Annotated in this window: 20 protein-coding genes and 1 pseudogene; 14 read left to right on the top strand and 7 right to left on the bottom strand. The window is 63.3% G+C overall.

All coding sequences use genetic code 11. The features are described from left to right. Nucleotides 1–49 precede the first annotated feature (49 nt). The 10 genes from flaF (at nt 50) to UP06_RS31965 (ending at nt 6,356) form a co-directional block, all read left to right on the top strand. Nucleotides 50–394, top strand: a complete 345-nt coding sequence (gene flaF / locus UP06_RS32010; protein WP_045007701.1) for a flagellar biosynthesis regulator FlaF — start codon at nt 50–52, stop codon at nt 392–394. Beyond that, nucleotides 394–804, top strand: a complete 411-nt coding sequence (flbT, locus tag UP06_RS32005) for a flagellar biosynthesis repressor FlbT (RefSeq protein ID WP_045007700.1) — start codon at nt 394–396, stop codon at nt 802–804. Before flaF ends, flbT begins: the two co-directional genes overlap by 1 nt. A gap of 14 nt (nt 805–818) precedes the next feature. Further along, a complete protein-coding gene (gene flgD, locus UP06_RS32000; protein ID WP_045007699.1) occupies nt 819–1,235 on the top strand; it encodes a flagellar hook assembly protein FlgD in 417 nt (138 codons plus the stop codon). Nucleotides 1,236–1,238: 3 nt separating this feature from the next. Continuing rightward, a complete protein-coding gene (gene fliQ / locus UP06_RS31995; protein WP_045007698.1) occupies nt 1,239–1,505 on the top strand; it encodes a flagellar biosynthesis protein FliQ in 267 nt (88 codons plus the stop codon). Between the two features lie 77 nt (nt 1,506–1,582). Further along, entirely contained in the window at nt 1,583–3,664 is a 2,082-nt protein-coding gene (gene flhA / locus UP06_RS31990) for a flagellar biosynthesis protein FlhA (RefSeq protein WP_045007697.1), read from the top strand. Further along, entirely contained in the window at nt 3,661–4,413 is a 753-nt protein-coding gene (gene fliR, locus UP06_RS31985) for a flagellar biosynthesis protein FliR (RefSeq protein WP_045007696.1), read from the top strand. Before flhA ends, fliR begins: the two co-directional genes overlap by 4 nt. A 6-nt stretch (nt 4,414–4,419) precedes the next feature. After that, complete coding sequence (locus UP06_RS31980; protein WP_045007695.1) at nt 4,420–4,839, top strand: hypothetical protein; 420 nt, start codon at nt 4,420–4,422, stop codon at nt 4,837–4,839. Beyond that, on the top strand, nt 4,836–5,318 hold the full coding sequence (locus UP06_RS31975; RefSeq protein ID WP_045007694.1) for a rod-binding protein: 483 nt from the start codon (nt 4,836–4,838) through the stop codon (nt 5,316–5,318). The genes UP06_RS31980 and UP06_RS31975 overlap by 4 nt, the downstream gene beginning before the upstream one ends. A gap of 43 nt (nt 5,319–5,361) precedes the next feature. Next, nucleotides 5,362–5,901, top strand: coding sequence for a hypothetical protein (locus UP06_RS31970; RefSeq protein WP_045007693.1), 540 nt, complete (start codon nt 5,362–5,364; stop codon nt 5,899–5,901). After that, nucleotides 5,898–6,356, top strand: coding sequence for a hypothetical protein (locus UP06_RS31965; RefSeq protein WP_045007692.1), 459 nt, complete (start codon nt 5,898–5,900; stop codon nt 6,354–6,356). Before UP06_RS31970 ends, UP06_RS31965 begins: the two co-directional genes overlap by 4 nt. A 118-nt stretch (nt 6,357–6,474) precedes the next feature. Here UP06_RS31965 and UP06_RS31960 read toward each other — a convergent pair whose 3' ends face one another. Beyond that, entirely contained in the window at nt 6,475–7,245 is a 771-nt protein-coding gene (locus tag UP06_RS31960) for a response regulator transcription factor (protein ID WP_045007691.1), read from the bottom strand. A gap of 814 nt (nt 7,246–8,059) precedes the next feature. On the opposite strand from UP06_RS31960, the gene UP06_RS31955 reads away from it, so the two are divergent. Next, nucleotides 8,060–9,004, top strand: coding sequence for a hypothetical protein (locus UP06_RS31955; protein WP_045007690.1), 945 nt, complete (start codon nt 8,060–8,062; stop codon nt 9,002–9,004). Nucleotides 9,005–9,017: 13 nt separating this feature from the next. Here the strand turns inward: UP06_RS31955 and UP06_RS31950 are convergent, their stop codons facing one another. Further along, nucleotides 9,018–9,596, bottom strand: a complete 579-nt coding sequence (locus tag UP06_RS31950) for a MarR family winged helix-turn-helix transcriptional regulator (protein WP_045007689.1) — start codon at nt 9,594–9,596, stop codon at nt 9,018–9,020. A 475-nt stretch (nt 9,597–10,071) separates the two neighbouring features. Here UP06_RS31950 and UP06_RS31945 point away from each other — a divergent pair, with 475 nt between their 5' ends. Beyond that, entirely contained in the window at nt 10,072–11,373 is a 1,302-nt protein-coding gene (locus UP06_RS31945) for an MFS transporter (protein ID WP_045007688.1), read from the top strand. Nucleotides 11,374–11,474: 101 nt separating this feature from the next. Beyond that, entirely contained in the window at nt 11,475–12,365 is an 891-nt protein-coding gene (locus UP06_RS31940) for a dienelactone hydrolase family protein (RefSeq protein ID WP_045007687.1), read from the top strand. A 58-nt stretch (nt 12,366–12,423) separates the two neighbouring features. Here UP06_RS31940 and UP06_RS31935 read toward each other — a convergent pair whose 3' ends face one another. The 3 genes and pseudogenes from UP06_RS31935 to UP06_RS42275 form a co-directional block, all read right to left on the bottom strand. After that, a complete protein-coding gene (locus tag UP06_RS31935) occupies nt 12,424–13,692 on the bottom strand; it encodes a serine hydrolase domain-containing protein (protein WP_045007686.1) in 1,269 nt (422 codons plus the stop codon). A 123-nt stretch (nt 13,693–13,815) separates the two neighbouring features. Continuing rightward, nucleotides 13,816–14,168: pseudogene (locus UP06_RS42280) on the bottom strand (NAD(P)-dependent oxidoreductase); the annotation flags it as partial. Between the two features lies 1 nt (nt 14,169). Further along, on the bottom strand, nt 14,170–14,671 hold a 502-nt coding region (locus tag UP06_RS42275; protein WP_502691621.1), incomplete at its 3' end, for a Rossmann-fold NAD(P)-binding domain-containing protein. A 147-nt stretch (nt 14,672–14,818) separates the two neighbouring features. Here UP06_RS42275 and UP06_RS31925 point away from each other — a divergent pair. Then, nucleotides 14,819–15,544: an HAD family hydrolase gene (locus UP06_RS31925; RefSeq protein WP_045007685.1), complete on the top strand. Its 726-nt coding sequence runs from the start codon at nt 14,819–14,821 to the stop codon at nt 15,542–15,544. A 12-nt stretch (nt 15,545–15,556) separates the two neighbouring features. On the opposite strand, the gene UP06_RS31920 is transcribed toward UP06_RS31925, so the two are convergent. Both UP06_RS31920 and UP06_RS42745 read right to left on the bottom strand, forming a co-directional pair. After that, nucleotides 15,557–15,970 carry a nuclear transport factor 2 family protein gene (locus UP06_RS31920; protein ID WP_045007684.1) on the bottom strand — a complete coding sequence of 138 codons (414 nt, stop codon included), beginning with the start codon at nt 15,968–15,970 and terminating at the stop codon, nt 15,557–15,559. 92 nt (nt 15,971–16,062) lie between these two features. Further along, nucleotides 16,063–16,208, bottom strand: a 146-nt coding sequence (locus tag UP06_RS42745) for a hypothetical protein (RefSeq protein ID WP_045007683.1), incomplete at its 5' end; no start/stop codon positions are given.

The raw sequence follows: 16,208 nt of genomic DNA, 5'->3' as shown, positions 1-16,208 counted from the left end.
ATTCAGTTTTCTTGCAGCTTCCTTGCAGTTCCTGCGCAGAGTGGTCCGGATGACTTTTGAAGCCTACGAAACGGTCGTTGAAGACAGCGGCTACGAGGCGCGGGGGCGCGAGCGGCAGGCGCTCAGCCTCGGCATCGACCGGCTGGAGCGACTCGAGAAGGGGCGTTTCAGTATCGAGGATCTGGTCGAGAGCCTGCTCTACGTCCGGCGGCTGTGGACGATCTTCATCGAGGATCTCGCGCATCCGGAAAACGGACTGCCCGACAAGTTGCGCGCCGACATCATCTCGATCGGGCTGTGGGTCGTCAAGGAAGCGGATCGGCTTCGTGAAGAGAGATCGAACGACGTGGTGCAGCTCATCGAAATCAACCGCCTGATCCGAGATGCGCTCTAATGAAGATATCCTTGCGGGCGGGCGAACGGGTCTACATCAACGGCGCGGTGCTGCGCGTTGACCGCAAGGTCTCCGTCGAGCTCGTCAACGACGTGATGTTCCTGCTCGAAGGACAGGTCATGCAGGCGTCCGACGCCACCACGGCGATGCGGCAACTCTATTTCATTGTTCAGCTCATGTTGATCAACCCGACGAACGTTGCCGATGCTGCCGCGCTCTACGGGCAGCATTACGCCGCCCTCTGGGCGGTCTGCGAGAGCAACGAGATGCTGGAGGGGCTTGCCGCGGTCGACGAGCTGGTCGGCGCGACCCGCTATTTCGAAGCGCTCAAGCGTATCCGGGCGCTGTTCCCGGTGGAGCAGGCGATCCTGGCCGGCGCCACCACCGATTCCCCATTCGAGGCTGCCTGACAGCGGAGAGGCACATGAACGTCACCAGTGCGACCGATGCAACGAACAACACTTCGTCGACGACCGGATCCAGCTCGACCACGTCGAGCAACAGCGTCGACTACAACACGTTTCTTCAACTCCTCATCGCCGAGATGAAGAACCAAGATCCGACCAATCCGATGGATACCTCGCAATATATGAGCCAGTTCGCGCAGCTCTCCACGGTCGAGCAGGCTACGCTGACCAACTCGAAGCTCGATTCGCTGCTGTCCTCGCAGGCGCTGACGCAGGCGGACGGGTTGATCGGACGCAACGTCAGCTTCACGGATACGACCGGGGCGGCCGTTACCGGCAAGATCGCGTCGGTCTCGATCAACAGTGACGGATCTGTCGCGACCCTCGAGGACGGCACCAAGATCGCGGTCGGCCCCGGCCTCACGCTCAGCTAGGCCATGAACGAGCGGGATGCCCTCGACATCGTCCAGGCGGCGATCTGGACCATCATTGTCGCCTCCGGACCCGCGGTTGGCGCGGCGATGCTGGTTGGCACCTTCATCGCGCTGATCCAGGCCTTGACTCAGGTCCAGGAAGTGACGCTGACCTTCGTTCCGAAGATCATCGTCATTCTCCTGGTCGTTGCTGTCTCCGGCTCCTTCATCGGCGCGCACCTCTCCACCTTCACCGAAATGGTCTATTCGCGGATCGAGCACGGCTTCTGATCCGCGAGCCGCAGGCCACCACCCTCGCGTAAGCTTTAGGCGGCAGATTGCAAGGCGGACCCTGCTGCCGGTGACCCATGGCCAATACGTTAGCTGCTAGCCTGCCGACCCCACGACGACTGGGGGCCGATGCCTTTTTCGCAGGCGGTATCGTGGCCATGCTCACGATCCTGTTCCTGCCGATTCCCTCGATCCTGATCGATCTCGGCCTCGCCTTCTCGATCGCGTTGTCGGCGCTGATCCTGATGGTCGCGCTGTGGATCCAGCGGCCGCTCGATTTCTCGGCCTTCCCGACGGTGCTGCTGATCGCGACGATCCTGCGGCTGGCGCTCAACGTTGCGACGACCCGTCTGATCCTATCCCGCGGCGGGGAGGGCGAGCAGGCCGCGGGCCATGTCGTCGCCGGCTTCTCGAAGTTCGTCATGGGCGGCGACTTCGTCATCGGCCTGATCATCTTCGCGATCCTGGTCACGGTGAATTTCGTCGTGATTACCAAGGGCGCGACGCGTATCGCCGAGGTCGGCGCCCGCTTCACCCTGGACGCAATCCCGGGCAAGCAGATGGCGATCGACGCGGACCTGTCGGCGGGCTTGATCGACGACAAGGAAGCTCAGCGTCGGCGCCGCGAACTCGAAGAGGAGAGCTCCTTCTTTGGCGCGATGGACGGTGCCTCGAAATTCGTCCGCGGCGATGCCATCGCCGGCCTGATCATCACTGCGATCAATATCTTCGGCGGTATCATCATCGGCGTCACCCATCACGGTCTGACGTTGTCGCGCTCCGCGGACATCTACACAAAACTCTCCGTCGGCGACGGTCTGGTCACGCAGATGCCGGCACTGATCGTGTCGCTGTCGGCGGGCCTCCTGGTCTCCAAGGGCGGTACCAGGGGGTCGGCGGAGCAGGCCGTGCTGCGACAGCTCGGCGGCTACCCGCGCGCGGTGTCGGCGGCGTCGTTGATGATGTTCGTGCTCGCCCTGATGCCGGGACTTCCGATGGCACCGTTCGTGTTGCTCGGCGGTGCCATGGCTTTCGTCGGCTACTCGCTGCCGCGGCGGCAGGCGGCGCGGGAGCGGAAGGAGGAGGCGCACAAGGCTGACGAGCGGGCGCAGGCCGAAGCCAAGGAATCCGTCAAGGAATCGCTCAAGACCACCGAGATCGAAGTGTCGCTCGGCGGCCATTTGTCGGTCCATCTGCTGGGTTCGCGCAACGAGCTGGCGCATCGCGTCGGCAAGATCCGCAAGAAGTTCGCCAAGCAGTACGGCTTCGTCATTCCCGAGATCAAGCTGTCGGACAATCTGTCGATCGACCCCAAGGGGTACCAGATCCGGATCCACGATACGCGCGTCGCCCATGGCGAGCTGCGGCTCGGCGAGGTGATGGTGCTGGTGGACAAGGACGGCAAGCCCGACGTGCCGGGCGACGAGGTCATCGAGCCCGCGTTCGGAATGAAGGCACTGTGGGTGACGGAAGCCTTCACCGACGAGGTCAAGCGACAGGGCTGCAAGCCTGTCGACAATCTGTCGGTGCTGCTCACGCATCTGAGCGAAGTGACCAGGGCGAACCTCGCCCAGCTGCTGTCCTACAAGGACATGCGTGGCCTGCTCGACCGGCTCGAGCCCGAATACAAGCGCCTGGTCGACGATCTCTGCCCGTCGCAGATCTCCTATTCGGGCCTGCTGGCGATCCTGAAGATCCTGCTGGCCGAGCGCGTGTCGATCCGGAACCTTCATTTGATCCTCGAGGCGATCGCCGAGGTCGCGCCCCATGTGCGGCGCTCCGAACAGGTCGCCGAGCACGTGCGGATGCGTTTGGCCCAGCAGATCTGCGGCGATCTCTCCGACAACGGCGTGCTCAACGTCCTTCGTCTCGGCAATCGGTGGGATCTCGCGTTCCACCAGAGCCTGAAGCGCGATGCCAAGGGCGACGTGGTCGAGTTCGATGCCGACCCACGGCTGATCGAGCAGTTCGCGACCGACGCCAGCGCCGCGATCCGCAAATTCACCGAGGACGGCACCAGCGTGGTGCTGGCGGTGACCCCGGAAGCCCGTCCCTATGTCCGCATGATCCTGGAACGGGTGTTCCCGACGCTGCCGATCCTGTCGCATGTCGAGGTCGCACGCACCGCCGAGATCCGGGCGCTCGGAGCCATCTCGTGATCAATGGCCTTGCCGACAACGTGCTTGCCACCTTCATCGTGTTCTGTCGCATCGGCGGTTGCCTGATGCTGGTGCCCGGCTATTCAAGCGTCAACATTCCGCCCCAGATCCGCCTGTTCGTCGCGCTCGTCACGACGTTTGCGCTGGCGCCGATCCTGGTTGCGATCCTGAAGCCGCTCGTGGACAACGCACCGCCGCTGGCGCTTGCGTCACTGATCGGCACCGAGCTCCTGGTCGGCAGCGTCATCGGGCTCGGCGGCCGCGTGTTTTTTCTCGCGCTCCAGACCATGGCGACCGTGATGGCGAGCGCAATCGGGCTCAGCAACATCCCGGGAACGCCGGTCGGCGATACCGATTCGGCGCCGGCCCTGGTGCCGCTGATCATGGTCGCCGTCACCACGCTGTTCTTCATGACCGACCTGCACTGGCAGGTCCTGCGCGGACTGATGAATTCCTACGACGTCTGGCGCCCCGGCGAGAAGTTGAGCAGCGAGATGGCACTGAACCAGCTCGAGAGCCGCCTGTCGCAAGCGTTCGTGCTGACGCTGCGGATCACCAGCCCCTTCATCGTCTATTCCGTCATCGTCAATTTGGCGGTCGGCCTCATCAACAAGCTGACACCGGCGATTCCGGTCTATTTCATCTCGGTGCCCTTCGTCCTGTTCGGCGGCTTCCTGCTGCTCTACCTCACCAGCGACGAGTTGCTGACGCAGTTCATGCTCGGCCTGTCGTCGTGGCTGGCGGAATGACCGGCCATGACATCGCGCGCGGACAAGCTCGGCCGGATCGTCTCGCTCGTGAAGCTCCAGCTCCGGCTGTCCGAATGGCAGCTCGCGCATTTGCGGCAGCAGGAGCAGACCTTGCAGGATGAGCAGGCATGGCTGGTCGGAGCCCTGAACGAGGGGAAGCCGCCGGTGGGATCATCGAGCGAATCGATCGCGCGGCGCCTGACCAAGACCAGCGTCGGCGCGCGCGCCGTTCAGGAGCGGGCCTCGCGGCAGCTCGACCAGGTCCGCTCGGAGAACCGCCGCGTGAAGCAGCTCGAGGAAGTCGCCAAAGCGGCGCTCGCCGACAAGCGTCGCGACGCGGAGAAGCGCTCGCTCGAGGAGATGACGGGGATACATCCCGCCGTGCGCGACTGGACGCCACGGCCAGCCAGCCGGAATAAGACATGATCGTGACAGCGACGCCCGACCTCGTTCTCGACGTTCTCGAAGCCGGCGATCCGGTGACGCAACGCGTGGCGACTGCAAAGCTCGATGCCCTGAAATCGTCGGACACCGATTTTGCCGCCACGATGGACGCCGAGGTCAACAAGGCCGCGGCAACGGCTGCCGCCGATCAATCGGCGACGACGGTGCCTGAAGCGCAATCGGGGGTGGTGAACGGCGCGCCGGTGCAGGTGATCAAGAAGCCCGCCTCGGGTGAGGTGTATCGCAAGTTCGAGGCGTTCATCCTCCAGACCTTCGTCGAGACGATGTTGCCGAAAGAGTCGGAGGAGGTCTTCGGCAAGGGGACCGCCGGCAGCGTCTGGAAATCGATGCTCGCCGAGCAGCTCGGCAATCAGCTTGCCAAGGGCAACGGGATCGGCATTGCCAAGCAGCTCGCCGCTGCGCATCCGGCGACTCCCGGCGTCACGGGGAAGGCCGGATGATGGATCTGGAAATGGGTGACGAAGGTTGAGGGGTGAATTTCCTATGCAGGCAGAAGAAGGCGCGACAGCTCCGGTGATGGAGCGACAGGTCTTGGAGCAGCAGGTCTTGGACGCCGGGGCGATGACGGGTGCCGCGTCGGGCGATGCGCTATTGCCCGTGCTCCTGCCTATTGTCGGCAGCGACATGGCGTCCGACGGCATCGATGCGGCAAGGTCGGAAGGGGAAAGGTCGCATGAAGTGCGCGGCCTGTTGACGGCGATTCGCCGGCTCGAGAGTATTATCGAGGAGGAGACCGCTGCGCTCGCGACCGGCAAGAAGATCGATTTCGACGACTTCAGCGGGCGGAAGAGCCGCAGCATGCTGGAATTCGTCCGGCTGATGCGGGCGCGGATGCATCTTGGCGGTGAGACCGAGATCACCGAGGAAATCCAGCGGTTGCGCGAGAAGCTGGAGCGAAACCGGTCGATCCTCGAAATGCACTACGACGCCGTGCGCGAGGTCGCGACCATCATCGTCAGGGCGATCAAGGAGGCCGAGTCGGACGGTACCTATACCGGCCGCGCGGCGAAGGACGGAAAATGATCAGACTGGTGCTTGCCGGGCTCTGGGTATGCATCCTCACCGCAGGCACGAGCTATGCCGTGGCCTATTGGAAGGAGAACGGCAGCCTGCTGCCGGCGAAGGACGAATATCTCGACGGGCTGCAATACCAGAAGACACGAGCGCTGAGCGTGCCCATGGTCGAGAGCGGCAGCGTGCAGGGCTACATCGTCGCGCGATTCGTCTACACCGTGGAGGCGCGGACCATGCACCAGCTCAGCGTTCCGCCGGAGCCGTTCGTCGTGGACGAAGCCTTCCGCAGGATCTATGCGGATGAGCGCCTCGATTTCAGGAAGCTCGCCCGTTACGACCTCTCCATCCTCACCGCGGCCATCAAGCAGCGCGTCAATGAGCGGATGCAGGCCGACGTTGTCCAGGACGTCCTGGTCGAGGACTTCAACTACGTCTCGAAGGACGAATTCCAGCAGAAGCCTTAGCCCGTCGTGCTGTGAAGCCGCGCCGGTGTCGTGACGTTGCTGCCGTTGAAAACAAACCGGCCTCTGCGGGTTATCTCCGCAGAGGCCGGTGGTCGTTTCGTATCGTCGCCTTAGTGCTTCAGTTTCCTGCCGGGTATGCCGCCGGGGCGACATGTGTCCGGTTCAGGAGGATGCCGACCTCGTCGAGATCCTGCATCGGCTCGTCGATGGTCTCGCCGGCCGGGATGTTGAGCCGGTATCCGACGTAGCGCCGCGCGACGATCGCGTCGAAGCCGAGGCGGTCACGCAGTTTCTTGCGCAGCTTGCTGACGTGGCTCTCGATCACGCTCTCGTCGAACGTCGCCTCGAAGATACCGTAGACCGCGTTGAAGATCTGCGTCTTGGTGATCCACTTGCCGTGGTTGCCGACCATATATTCGAGAATGCGCAGTTCGCGGCGGGGCAGGGTGAGGGCGTGGCCGCCGATCTCGGGGTCGCGCCCGTTGAAGAAGACCTGGATCCTGGTCTCGCAGGGCCTCGGCAGGTCGCCGACCCTGCGGCGTGCGATCGCCGCGGTCCGCGCGAGGATCTCGCGAAGATGGATCGGCACGTGAACCACATCGTCCACGCCCGATTCGAAGAGCTCAAGCGTGTTCTTGAGCATCTTCTGGCCGCTCATGGCGATGATGGGAGCCGCGGACCGCTTGCGCATCGCCCGTGGCAGGCTTCCGCGGGCATCGCAGTCCCCCAGAAGGAAGGCATCGACGGCTGCCAGATCCGATTCATTGGCGGATTGCAGCCAGTCCCAGAATTCTCCGGAGGAGAAGCCGATCGACGATACACCCTCACGAACGAGCCCTCCAACGTAGCCGTTCGCGACGCTCTCGCGATCATCAACGATAATATACATCAGTCTTTCGCCCCTGTTTCGCACTTGCTGCGGCCGGGTCGTTGTTGTGATGCCCCGGCTCGGCAGCCATGCTGTTTGACGACACTCCTTCCCGCGAATCGTTGTTATGGTCTCGATTTTCGCGGGCAGCCCTACGCATTCAGTGCCTGCGCGTGCAGGCCTGCTACTTCGACTCGATACTGAACGCTTACTGTGTGAGGTCCGGCGGGTGTCTTACGGATCACCTCGCGGAGCGGATTGAGAAAGCGACTAGAACAGTTGCGCCAAGTTGCTCATCGCGGCCGAACGCTACTGAACTGTCTCGATCTCCTCGCCAACTGGCGAGAATCACTTGAGTAAGACCGTAACAATTGCCGATTTCCGATCAAGCGCGCGAAACAAAGCGGTTGCTACGCGTGCTTGATGCTGTTGGTTTGTTTCCAGTTGTTTCTTGATATATCCAAACGCATCAGTTGATTTGATTCTCGAACTAGTTTTGCACCGTGGCGGTTATAAAGTTCCGTACACCCGTACAATTACAGCTATTTTGGGTAGTGCCGCGCGTCCTCGCATTGAGGGATTTTCAACCCCGGATTGACTCTCCTGGTCGCGCAACGGCGTGCGACAATTCGACTCATGTATGGCGAAGCGACTCCAGCTTGGCGAAATCTTGGCGAGTGTGTGTCTTTCGAGTCGCACTCTCGCCTCGTGCATGGCGCGTTGGACTCATTCGACATCGTATCGCGCGTGACGAATAGTTATTGACGCGCACGGTTCAGGCAAGCTTCGACAACTAGCTTCGTTCGACAGATCGAAACGAACGGAGCATTTTCACATGTTGTCCGATGGAAAAACGCGTCCCAACGAGACCGCGGATATCTCTACAGCGGCGAAACCGGCGTCGGTGGCGCGCGATGCAAAGGACAATGCGGCGCGAACGGCAAAGTCCGTGACAGGCACCAAGCCTGCGTCGGCGGCAACAAGCGACGAAGTTGCGGCAAAAGCAGCGCTCGAGGGGTTGAAGCGTATTCGCGCCAAGGCACGCCTCGACAAGATGGCGATACCCAAGTCTGCGCAAGTTGTGATCAGGCCGGCCGTGATCGTGGCGAAGCCGCCGTCGCCCCGTCCGACATGGGTCGCGCCGCTCGCGACATTGGCGGTTGCCGCTATCCTGGTGGTCTGCGCCTGCACCGGTGTGATCGCCTATCTCACCACGCAACCGAGCCAGACCAACGTCGCGGCCAATGCCGAGATCAGAAATCTGCGCGACACGGTCGCGCAACTGCGCAAGCAATTGTCCGGCGTGTCCGAAAATCTCGATGGCCTGCGCACCGCGGTCGATTTCTCGAGCAAGGCGACCAGCGATCGCTTCGGCCGGTTCGCGGAAAATCTGGATCGCATCGAGCGGGTGAGCTCGTCCTCAACGGTGAAGCTCGACAAACTCGCCCAGGCGCAGGCTCAGGCGCCGACAACCGTCGCCTCGCAGCCGCAATCGCCAGCGATGCCAATGATGGCCTCGGTCGCGGCGCCCGAGACCACGGGCTCGGTGGCTCCGGCCGAACGCACTTCGGCACCGCGCAAGGCGGTCAAAGGCTGGTCAGTCCGCCAGGCTTATGAGGGCATTGCGATCCTGCAAGGCCCGAACGGCGTCGTCGAGGCCGTGCTGGGGCAGCAGGTGCCGAGCCTCGGCCGCGTCGAGGAGATCAGAAACGAGAATGGGCGTCTCGTGGTGGATACCAGCGGCGGCGCCGTCTATTCGCCGCGCAAGGGGACGCCGTGATTGGCGGACCCTTCTATTGGCGGTGATGCTCGAAGCTGGTGCATAGCAGGTCGATCTCCGCCTCCGCGATCGGCGCGCGAAACAGGCGGCAGGTGAACTCGACGGTCGTCTTGTTCTCGGCGGCGGTGCGATCCTCCCGGAGGAAGATACATCGCTTGCAGACGTCGGTATGGTGCCGCTGTTCGGCGGCATCCGCCTGGTCGAGCACGTGCCGCAGTGTGTCGCGAAAGCGGATCTTGCCGTCATCATCGAGCACGGCGATGGCGTCGACGAGACCGTTGACGGGATCGCGCGCCAAAAACTTCTTGCCCTGCTGCGTCACGCTCAGCAACACCGAGCGTTTGTCCTTGGCGGAGCGCTTCCGCTCCAGATAACCCAGCCGCTCGAGCTCGCCGATGATGAACGAGGCAGTGCCGCGCGTGGTGCCGACGTAGCTCGCCAGCGCCGAAGGCGTCCTGGAAAACCGGTTGGCACGGGAGAGGAAGCGCAGCGCCATCCACTCGCGATCGCGCATGCCATGCTTGGTGCCTTCGAACCACAGGATCCGCGCTACCTGTCCCAACAATTCAATCGCTTCGCGAGCCAAATTCATTTCAATGCCAGATCGGATAAAGCTTTATTCAATTGAGTCCTTGGTAGCGCAATCTATGCCGGTCAGAATGAAGCACGCGAGCGTTGCTTCGCTCGAAGCGGAAACACGTACAGCGCTTGGAAGAGCTTCTCCGTTCTGGAGATGGAACATTCGGGAGTGGAACTAGAGCGTCACACAGAAAGTTCGAGTAAATTGCACGGCTCAACTCTTCTGAAAATTTCAGTCAAATGGCGGAGACTCGCGGGTAAATCTCAGGCTGTGTGCGATGTCTGGGCAACATGATGTGTCGTTGCGGCCACGATCAAGCTCGATTGTTGCGGCGAAGCGTTTCGAATTGCGCGAAGGCGCGCACGGCCTGCAACGGGTGATGGCGCAACGGGTGGTGGGAGAACCGCCTTTTTCGGTTAATGGATGTTGCGACGCAGCGCGGCGAGGCGGTTAAATCGGGCACATTTTCAAATCGGGGAATGCCAGAGTGTCGTCAGAACAAACCAAGCCTTCCCAGGCCAAGCCCTTCAACGTTAAGCGCGCAGCATTGGCCGCCACCGTCGGCAACATGCTCGAGTTCTACGACTTCATCACCTACAGCTTCTTCGCCATCCAGATCGGCCACACCTTCTTTCCGACCGGAAGCGAATACGGCAGCCTGATGCTGTCGCTGGCGACCTTCGGCGCTGGCTTCATCACGCGGCCGATCGGGGGGATCGTGCTCGGCATCTATTCCGACCGGATCGGTCGGCGGCCCGCCATGCTGCTGAGCTTTGCGCTGATGGGGGCTGCGATCCTGACCATCTCGCTCACGCCGTCGTACAATTCGATCGGCGTTGCGGCGCCGATCATCGTGATCGCGGCGCGCATGGCGCAAGGCTTTGCTTTGGGCGGCGAGGTCGGGCCGACCACCGCCTATCTGATCGAAATCGCCCCGCCGGAGCATCGGGCCCTGGTGGTGGCGTGGCAGCCGGCGAGCCAGGAGATCGCCGCGACCGCCGGTGCCCTGGTCGGCGTCATCCTGAGCAAGACCATGACGCCGGAGATGCTGGATTCCTATGGCTGGCGGGTGGCATTTCTGATCGGTGCCGTTTGCCTGCCGTTCGGATTGTGGATGCGCCGGACGCTGCCGGAAACGATCCCGCAGGCTGAATCCGGTCGCGCGGCCGTCGATCGCACGAGTCATCTTTCGCAGGCCCGTCGTCACACTGGCCTCATCGCGCTGGCGCTGATGATTTTGGCCAGTGGCACGATCTCGACCTACGTCACGCAATACATGACGACCTATGCGCAGAACACGCTGCATGTGTCCTCGACGCTGGCCTTCGGCGTGTCGCTCGTCAGCAACGCCATTCAATTTGCGGGTGCGCTGTTTGGTGGCTGGCTCGCCGATCGCCTGGGCCGCAAGCCGGTCATGATCTGGCCGCAGCTCGCAACGCTGCTGCTGACTTATCCGGCCTTCCTGTGGATCGTGCATGCGCCTGGGGCGTTGTCGCTGCTGGTCGGCTTTGGCGTCCTCTCCGCCATCGGCTCGCTGCCCTTCACCGCGTTCTACGCCACCTTCACCGAGGCGCTGCCCCAGAACATCCGCGGCGGCGTGTTCGCCACTGTCTATGCGGTTGCGATCGCAAGCTTCGGCGGCACGGCCCAACTCGTGGTCACCTGGCTGCTCCATGTCACCGGCGATCCGCTGGCGCCGGCCTGGTACCTGCTGCTTGCGGCAATCGTCGGACTTGTCGCGATGAGCCTGATGCCCGAGACCGCGCCGGTGAAGAACCGCAAAACCTGACCGCGGGCGGCGCTCGCAGGCTGGTGATTTGCGTTTGGCCGGCAACTATTGGCGAATGCGTCGCCTGAAGGATCAGGCCAGGCATCAGAAAGGATCAACCGATGAGTATCGAAACGACCATGACGTCCGACGTCGTCGGGCTGATCAAGCCACCCCCGGTGTCGCGTCGCGGCTTCATGAGCGCCACTGCGGCCGTGGCCGCCGGCTACACGCTAGCGGCCGGGCCGGTCCGCGCCGAGGTCATCACCACCGACACCAATGGCCTCCAGGCCGGCGACGCCCAGATCAAGGTCGGCTCCGAGGACGAGATGCCTGCCTATTTTGCCCGCCCGGCCGGCAACACCAAGGCGCCGGTGATCATCGTGGCGATGGAGATCTTCGGCCTGCATGAATACATCAAGGACGTGACGCGGCGCCTCGCCAAGCTCGGCGCATTCGCGGTCGCGCCTGACTATTACTTCCGCAAGGGCGTCGACCTGACCAAGATCACCGAGATCAAGGACCTGCTGTCGGTCGTCAATGCCAAGCCGGACGCCGAGCTGCTGTCCGATCTCGACGCGACGGTGGCATGGGCGGGATCGCAGGGCGGTGACACCACGAAGCTGGGCATCATCGGCTTTTGCCGGGGCGGGCGCACCGTCTGGGAATATGCCGCTCACAGCGGCACGCTCAAGGCCGGTGTCGCCTTCTATGGCCCGCCGGTCGATCCAGCCAATCCGCTGTGGCCGAAGAGCCCGCTCCAGCTCGCGCCCGAGATGAAGGCACCGGTGCTCGGCCTCTATGGCGGCGCTGACACCGGCATTCCCGTCGCCCAGGTCGAGCAGCTCAAGGCGGCGCTCGAGCAGAACAAGAAGACGGCCGAATTCAAGATCTATCCGGAGGCGCCGCACGGCTTCCATGCCGACTACCGCGGCAGCTATCGCAAGGACGCGGCGGAAGATGCCTGGAAGCAGGCGCAGGCCTGGTTCAAGAAATATGGCGTGCTGAGCTGACGCTGGCTTTAGAGAGGGCGGCCCGATCGGCCGCCCTCTCTATTTCAGTGCGATGATCTCACTTCACCATCGCGCCATAGACGATGTCCTGCACCTGCTCGCGATAGTATTTCCTGAGCTCGCCGGGCGCCGCCGTTCCCACCACCACGACAAGCCTCTCCTTGGGATCGCAGAAGAACTGCGTGCCATAGGCGCCATTCCAGGTGAACTCGCCTGGATTGCCGGGAACCGACGACAGGCCTTCGCTGGTCCGGACCGCGACCGCGAGACCGAAGCCGAAGCCGGCGCGATGCGGCTCGACATTCGCCACGTTGTTCTTGATCTCGGGACCGAGGTGGTTGGTCGTCATGTGATGCACAGTCTTGGGCCCGAGAATGCGCTGGCCGTCGAGCTCGCCGCCATTGAGCAGCATCTGTCCGAAGCGGATGTAGTCGCCAACCGTCGCAAATGAGCAGGCGCCGCCGCAATCGAACCTGGTCGGCGTATCCAGCAGCTTGATGGCTTGCGGCTTGCCGGTCAGCGGATCGTTGGCAAACGGGCGGGCAAGACGCGGGCGCTGCGCGTCGGTCGGGTGGAAGGTCGCGTCCTTCATGCCGAGCGGCTGCCACACATTAGCGGCGAGATAGTCGCCGAGCCGCTGCTCACTCACCTTCTCGACGACGGCACCGAGCACATCGATCGAAAATCCGTATTCGAACTCGGTCGAGGGCTGATGCACCAGCGGCAATTTCGTGATGCGCTCGATGAAGGCCTGGGTGTCGCCCTCGAGGGCCGGTGCGGTGCCCTCAGGGTATTGCCGCGCCAGTACGCTGGAGCTGTCCGGGCGGCCGCCATACATCAGGCCGGACGTGTGCCGATACAGGTCGTGAATGTAGATCGGTGAGGCCTGCGGTTCGAGTTTCAGCGATCCGTCGGCCTGCTGGACGCCGACTTTCATGTCGGCAAATCCCGGATAGTAGTCGGAAAGCTTGGCCTGGAGCGGCAGCCGGCCTTGCTCCATCAGCGTCAGGCCCGCGACTGCTGCCATCGGCTTGGTCATCGACGCCAGTGCGAATATCGCGCCAACCGGCATCGTCGTGCCCTTGTCCGGATCGAGCATGCCGTAGGCCTTGTAGTGGACGAGCTTGCCGTCGCGCGCCACTGCAACGACCGCGCCGGGCACGCGCTTGGTGGCGATTTCGCGCGCGAAGAAATCGTCGAGCCGGGCGAGCCCTTGTTTGGAGAAGCCGACATCGTCGGGATTGGCCTCGGGCAGCGGTGCAGCGCGGGCAGCACCGAGCGTGATGACGGCAGCCGCCGTCGCGATCATCGCGATCGTCTTCTTCATTGTATCCTCCCAAGGCGAGTTTGTTTTGCAATGGCCCGCTCAGGGCCCAGATCACGTCTGCGCGGAATTGGAGTCAAGTGCGGGCAAAGCGGACCAGGGACGCGTCCGGAGACAGCGGAACCTCTAGCTCCCCTCGCCCGCGTTCCATAGCGCCGCGAGGCCCTGCCGATAGGTCGGATGAGCGAGCGTCATGCCAAGGTCGTGTTTCAATCTCGCGTTGGAGACCCGCGCATTGCCGGCATAGAAGCTGCGCGCCATTGCCGACATCTCGGCCGTCTCGAACGCCTCTTCGACTGGCGGGGCGATGCCCATCAGCCGTGCCGCATAGGCGATCACATCCTGCGGCGGCGCGGGCTCGTCGTCGCAGACGTTCCATAGGCCGCCGCCCTGATGGCGAACCGCGGCCATGATCGCGCTTGCGATGTCGTCGACGTGGATGCGGTTGAAGACCTGTCCCGGCTTGACGATGCGGCGGGNGGGCCGAGCCCGCGCGTAGCGTTGCCAGCGCATTGCGGCCGGGGCCGTAGATGCCGGCAAGCCGCAATATTGCGACATCGCCACGCGTCGTCTCTGCCCACGCTTCCTCGGCGGCGAGCCGCATCCGCGTGCGATCGAGAGCCGCCTGCGGCGGCGTGCTCTCGTCCACCAACGCGCCGCCGTGATCGCCGTACACGCCGATGGTGGACAAATAGATGACTTTTTGGCTGCGCTTCCCAGCCAGCGTGTCCGCGAATGCCGCAATTGCGGGATCGCCGTGGCTTCCGGGCGGGATCGACACGAGAAGGACATCGGCGTCGCGAACCTGCTCCACCGTCTCGCGATCCGGGCCGCTCCCGGAAAACGGGTGCGCCTCGATGCCGGCGATCGTCTCCCGGTTCGCGGGGTCGCGCACCGTGCCGGCGATGTGGGTGAAGGCGCCGCCGAATCTGGCGACGAAGTGCCGGGCGCTATAACCAAGGCCAAGGATGAAGAGCCGCATGCGTCTCCCGTGCTGATCGAAGTTCCGGCCGCGCCGCCCCGTGCACTCATAAGAGATTTTTGGGTCAGGCAGAAGATATTGCAATTTTACTCACCCGCCACCCCCGGGCGATGGTCTCTCGCTACAGGGTTCGAGGAGGCGTCGGTCATGCAGGCAGAAGCGGCCACCATAGCGCCATCTGGTGCGTCAGAGCTGATCCGACGCGCTCGCGCCCTGATCTTCGATGTCGACGGCACCCTGGCCGAAACGGAGGAGCTGCATCGGCAGGCCTTCAATGGAGCCTTCGACTGCCGCGGTCTCGACTGGCATTGGGACCGCGCCGTTTACAAGGATCTGCTGCGGGTGACGGGCGGCAAGGAACGTATCCGCGCCTATCATGCAAGGCAGCCGATCGCGCCGCCATTGCCGGACGGGGACATTGCGGAGCTTCACCGCATCAAGACCGCGCGTTACGCCGAGCTGGTCGAAACAGGCTGCTGTCCGTTGCGGCCGGGCGTGGCGGATCTACTCACGGCTGCGAGGGCGCGGGGGCAGCGTCTCGCGATCGCGACGACCACCTCGCACGGCAACATCGATGCGCTGCTGTCGCGCGCGCTCGGGAAACGCTGGGCTGCGGACTTCGACGCGATCGAAGCCGGCGACGACGTCAGGCACAAGAAGCCTGCGCCGGACGTCTATCTCGCGATCCTGGCGCGACTGAAGCTGAAGCCCTCGGACTGTGTCGCGATCGAGGATTCTGCCAACGGCCTGATCGCGGCCTCGCGCGCGAACATTCCCGTGCTCATCACCCGCAGCATATTTTTCCGGGACGATGATTTCAGCGATGCCCGGTTCGTCCTGGATGATCTGTCGGAGCTGGGATGCCCTCGCTGAGCGCGCGCCGCTTCAATGAAACCGCCGGCTCTGGCCTGATGGCTCCTCGTGGGTCTGCTCGACGATCTGGGCGATCGGGCTCGACTGGTGATGAACCAGGCGCCAGCCGTCGCCGACGCGCCTGAAATGATTGGCCGCGGCCAAGGCGGTGCCGTCGACGATCTCGATGCAGAGCACGCGCGCACTGTCGCCGTCGACGATCACCTGCGGCTCGGCGCAGACGATCTGCGGCCGCTCCGGATTTTGCAGGATGTCGCGCCAGCTTCCGATCACGGTGGCGCGCCCGATGATGGCCGGCCAGCCGGGATGGATACAGGAAATGGCGTCGTCGTCCGCCCACATCCGTTCCATGCCGGCAAAGTCGCCGGTTGAGAAGGCGGTGTAAAAGGCCGCGTTGGCGGCTATGACCTTGCTGTCCTTCGGCATCGCTCTCGGTTGAGCCAATGACGCGAAAAAATCAAGCGCGACTTCCGTTAGCCGCAGTGCAGCATCGGCAGCTGTTGCTGCCTGAATTTTCGTCACGTGGAAACGAGCATCTCCACCGCGCGTCGGGCACCATGCGCATAAAGACGCCCGAGCGCTGCGGTCACCGCCTCGCGCAAGCGCGGCTCGGCACCGAGTGGCCCAAACACTTTTGTCACGCCGAGCAAAGCCGGCGCGAGCC

It is taken from the genome of Bradyrhizobium sp. LTSP857 (assembly GCF_000938285.1).
Classification (GTDB): domain Bacteria; phylum Pseudomonadota; class Alphaproteobacteria; order Rhizobiales; family Xanthobacteraceae; genus Bradyrhizobium.
This window is presented reverse-complemented; position numbering and strand designations above follow the sequence as displayed.

Coding starts and splice junctions, on each gene's coding strand:
- flaF (WP_045007701.1), top strand. CDS start 50: ATGACTTTTGAAGCCTACGAAACGGTCGTTGAAGACAGCGGCTACGAG.
- flbT (WP_045007700.1), top strand. CDS start 394: ATGAAGATATCCTTGCGGGCGGGCGAACGGGTCTACATCAACGGCGCG.
- flgD (WP_045007699.1), top strand. CDS start 819: ATGAACGTCACCAGTGCGACCGATGCAACGAACAACACTTCGTCGACG.
- fliQ (WP_045007698.1), top strand. CDS start 1,239: ATGAACGAGCGGGATGCCCTCGACATCGTCCAGGCGGCGATCTGGACC.
- flhA (WP_045007697.1), top strand. CDS start 1,583: ATGGCCAATACGTTAGCTGCTAGCCTGCCGACCCCACGACGACTGGGG.
- UP06_RS31980 (WP_045007695.1), top strand. CDS start 4,420: ATGACATCGCGCGCGGACAAGCTCGGCCGGATCGTCTCGCTCGTGAAG.
- UP06_RS31975 (WP_045007694.1), top strand. CDS start 4,836: ATGATCGTGACAGCGACGCCCGACCTCGTTCTCGACGTTCTCGAAGCC.
- UP06_RS31970 (WP_045007693.1), top strand. CDS start 5,362: ATGCAGGCAGAAGAAGGCGCGACAGCTCCGGTGATGGAGCGACAGGTC.
- UP06_RS31965 (WP_045007692.1), top strand. CDS start 5,898: ATGATCAGACTGGTGCTTGCCGGGCTCTGGGTATGCATCCTCACCGCA.
- UP06_RS31960 (WP_045007691.1), bottom strand. CDS start 7,245: ATGTATATTATCGTTGATGATCGCGAGAGCGTCGCGAACGGCTACGTT.
- UP06_RS31955 (WP_045007690.1), top strand. CDS start 8,060: ATGTTGTCCGATGGAAAAACGCGTCCCAACGAGACCGCGGATATCTCT.
- UP06_RS31950 (WP_045007689.1), bottom strand. CDS start 9,596: ATGAATTTGGCTCGCGAAGCGATTGAATTGTTGGGACAGGTAGCGCGG.
- UP06_RS31940 (WP_045007687.1), top strand. CDS start 11,475: ATGAGTATCGAAACGACCATGACGTCCGACGTCGTCGGGCTGATCAAG.
- UP06_RS31935 (WP_045007686.1), bottom strand. CDS start 13,692: ATGAAGAAGACGATCGCGATGATCGCGACGGCGGCTGCCGTCATCACG.
- UP06_RS31925 (WP_045007685.1), top strand. CDS start 14,819: ATGCAGGCAGAAGCGGCCACCATAGCGCCATCTGGTGCGTCAGAGCTG.
- UP06_RS31920 (WP_045007684.1), bottom strand. CDS start 15,970: ATGCCGAAGGACAGCAAGGTCATAGCCGCCAACGCGGCCTTTTACACC.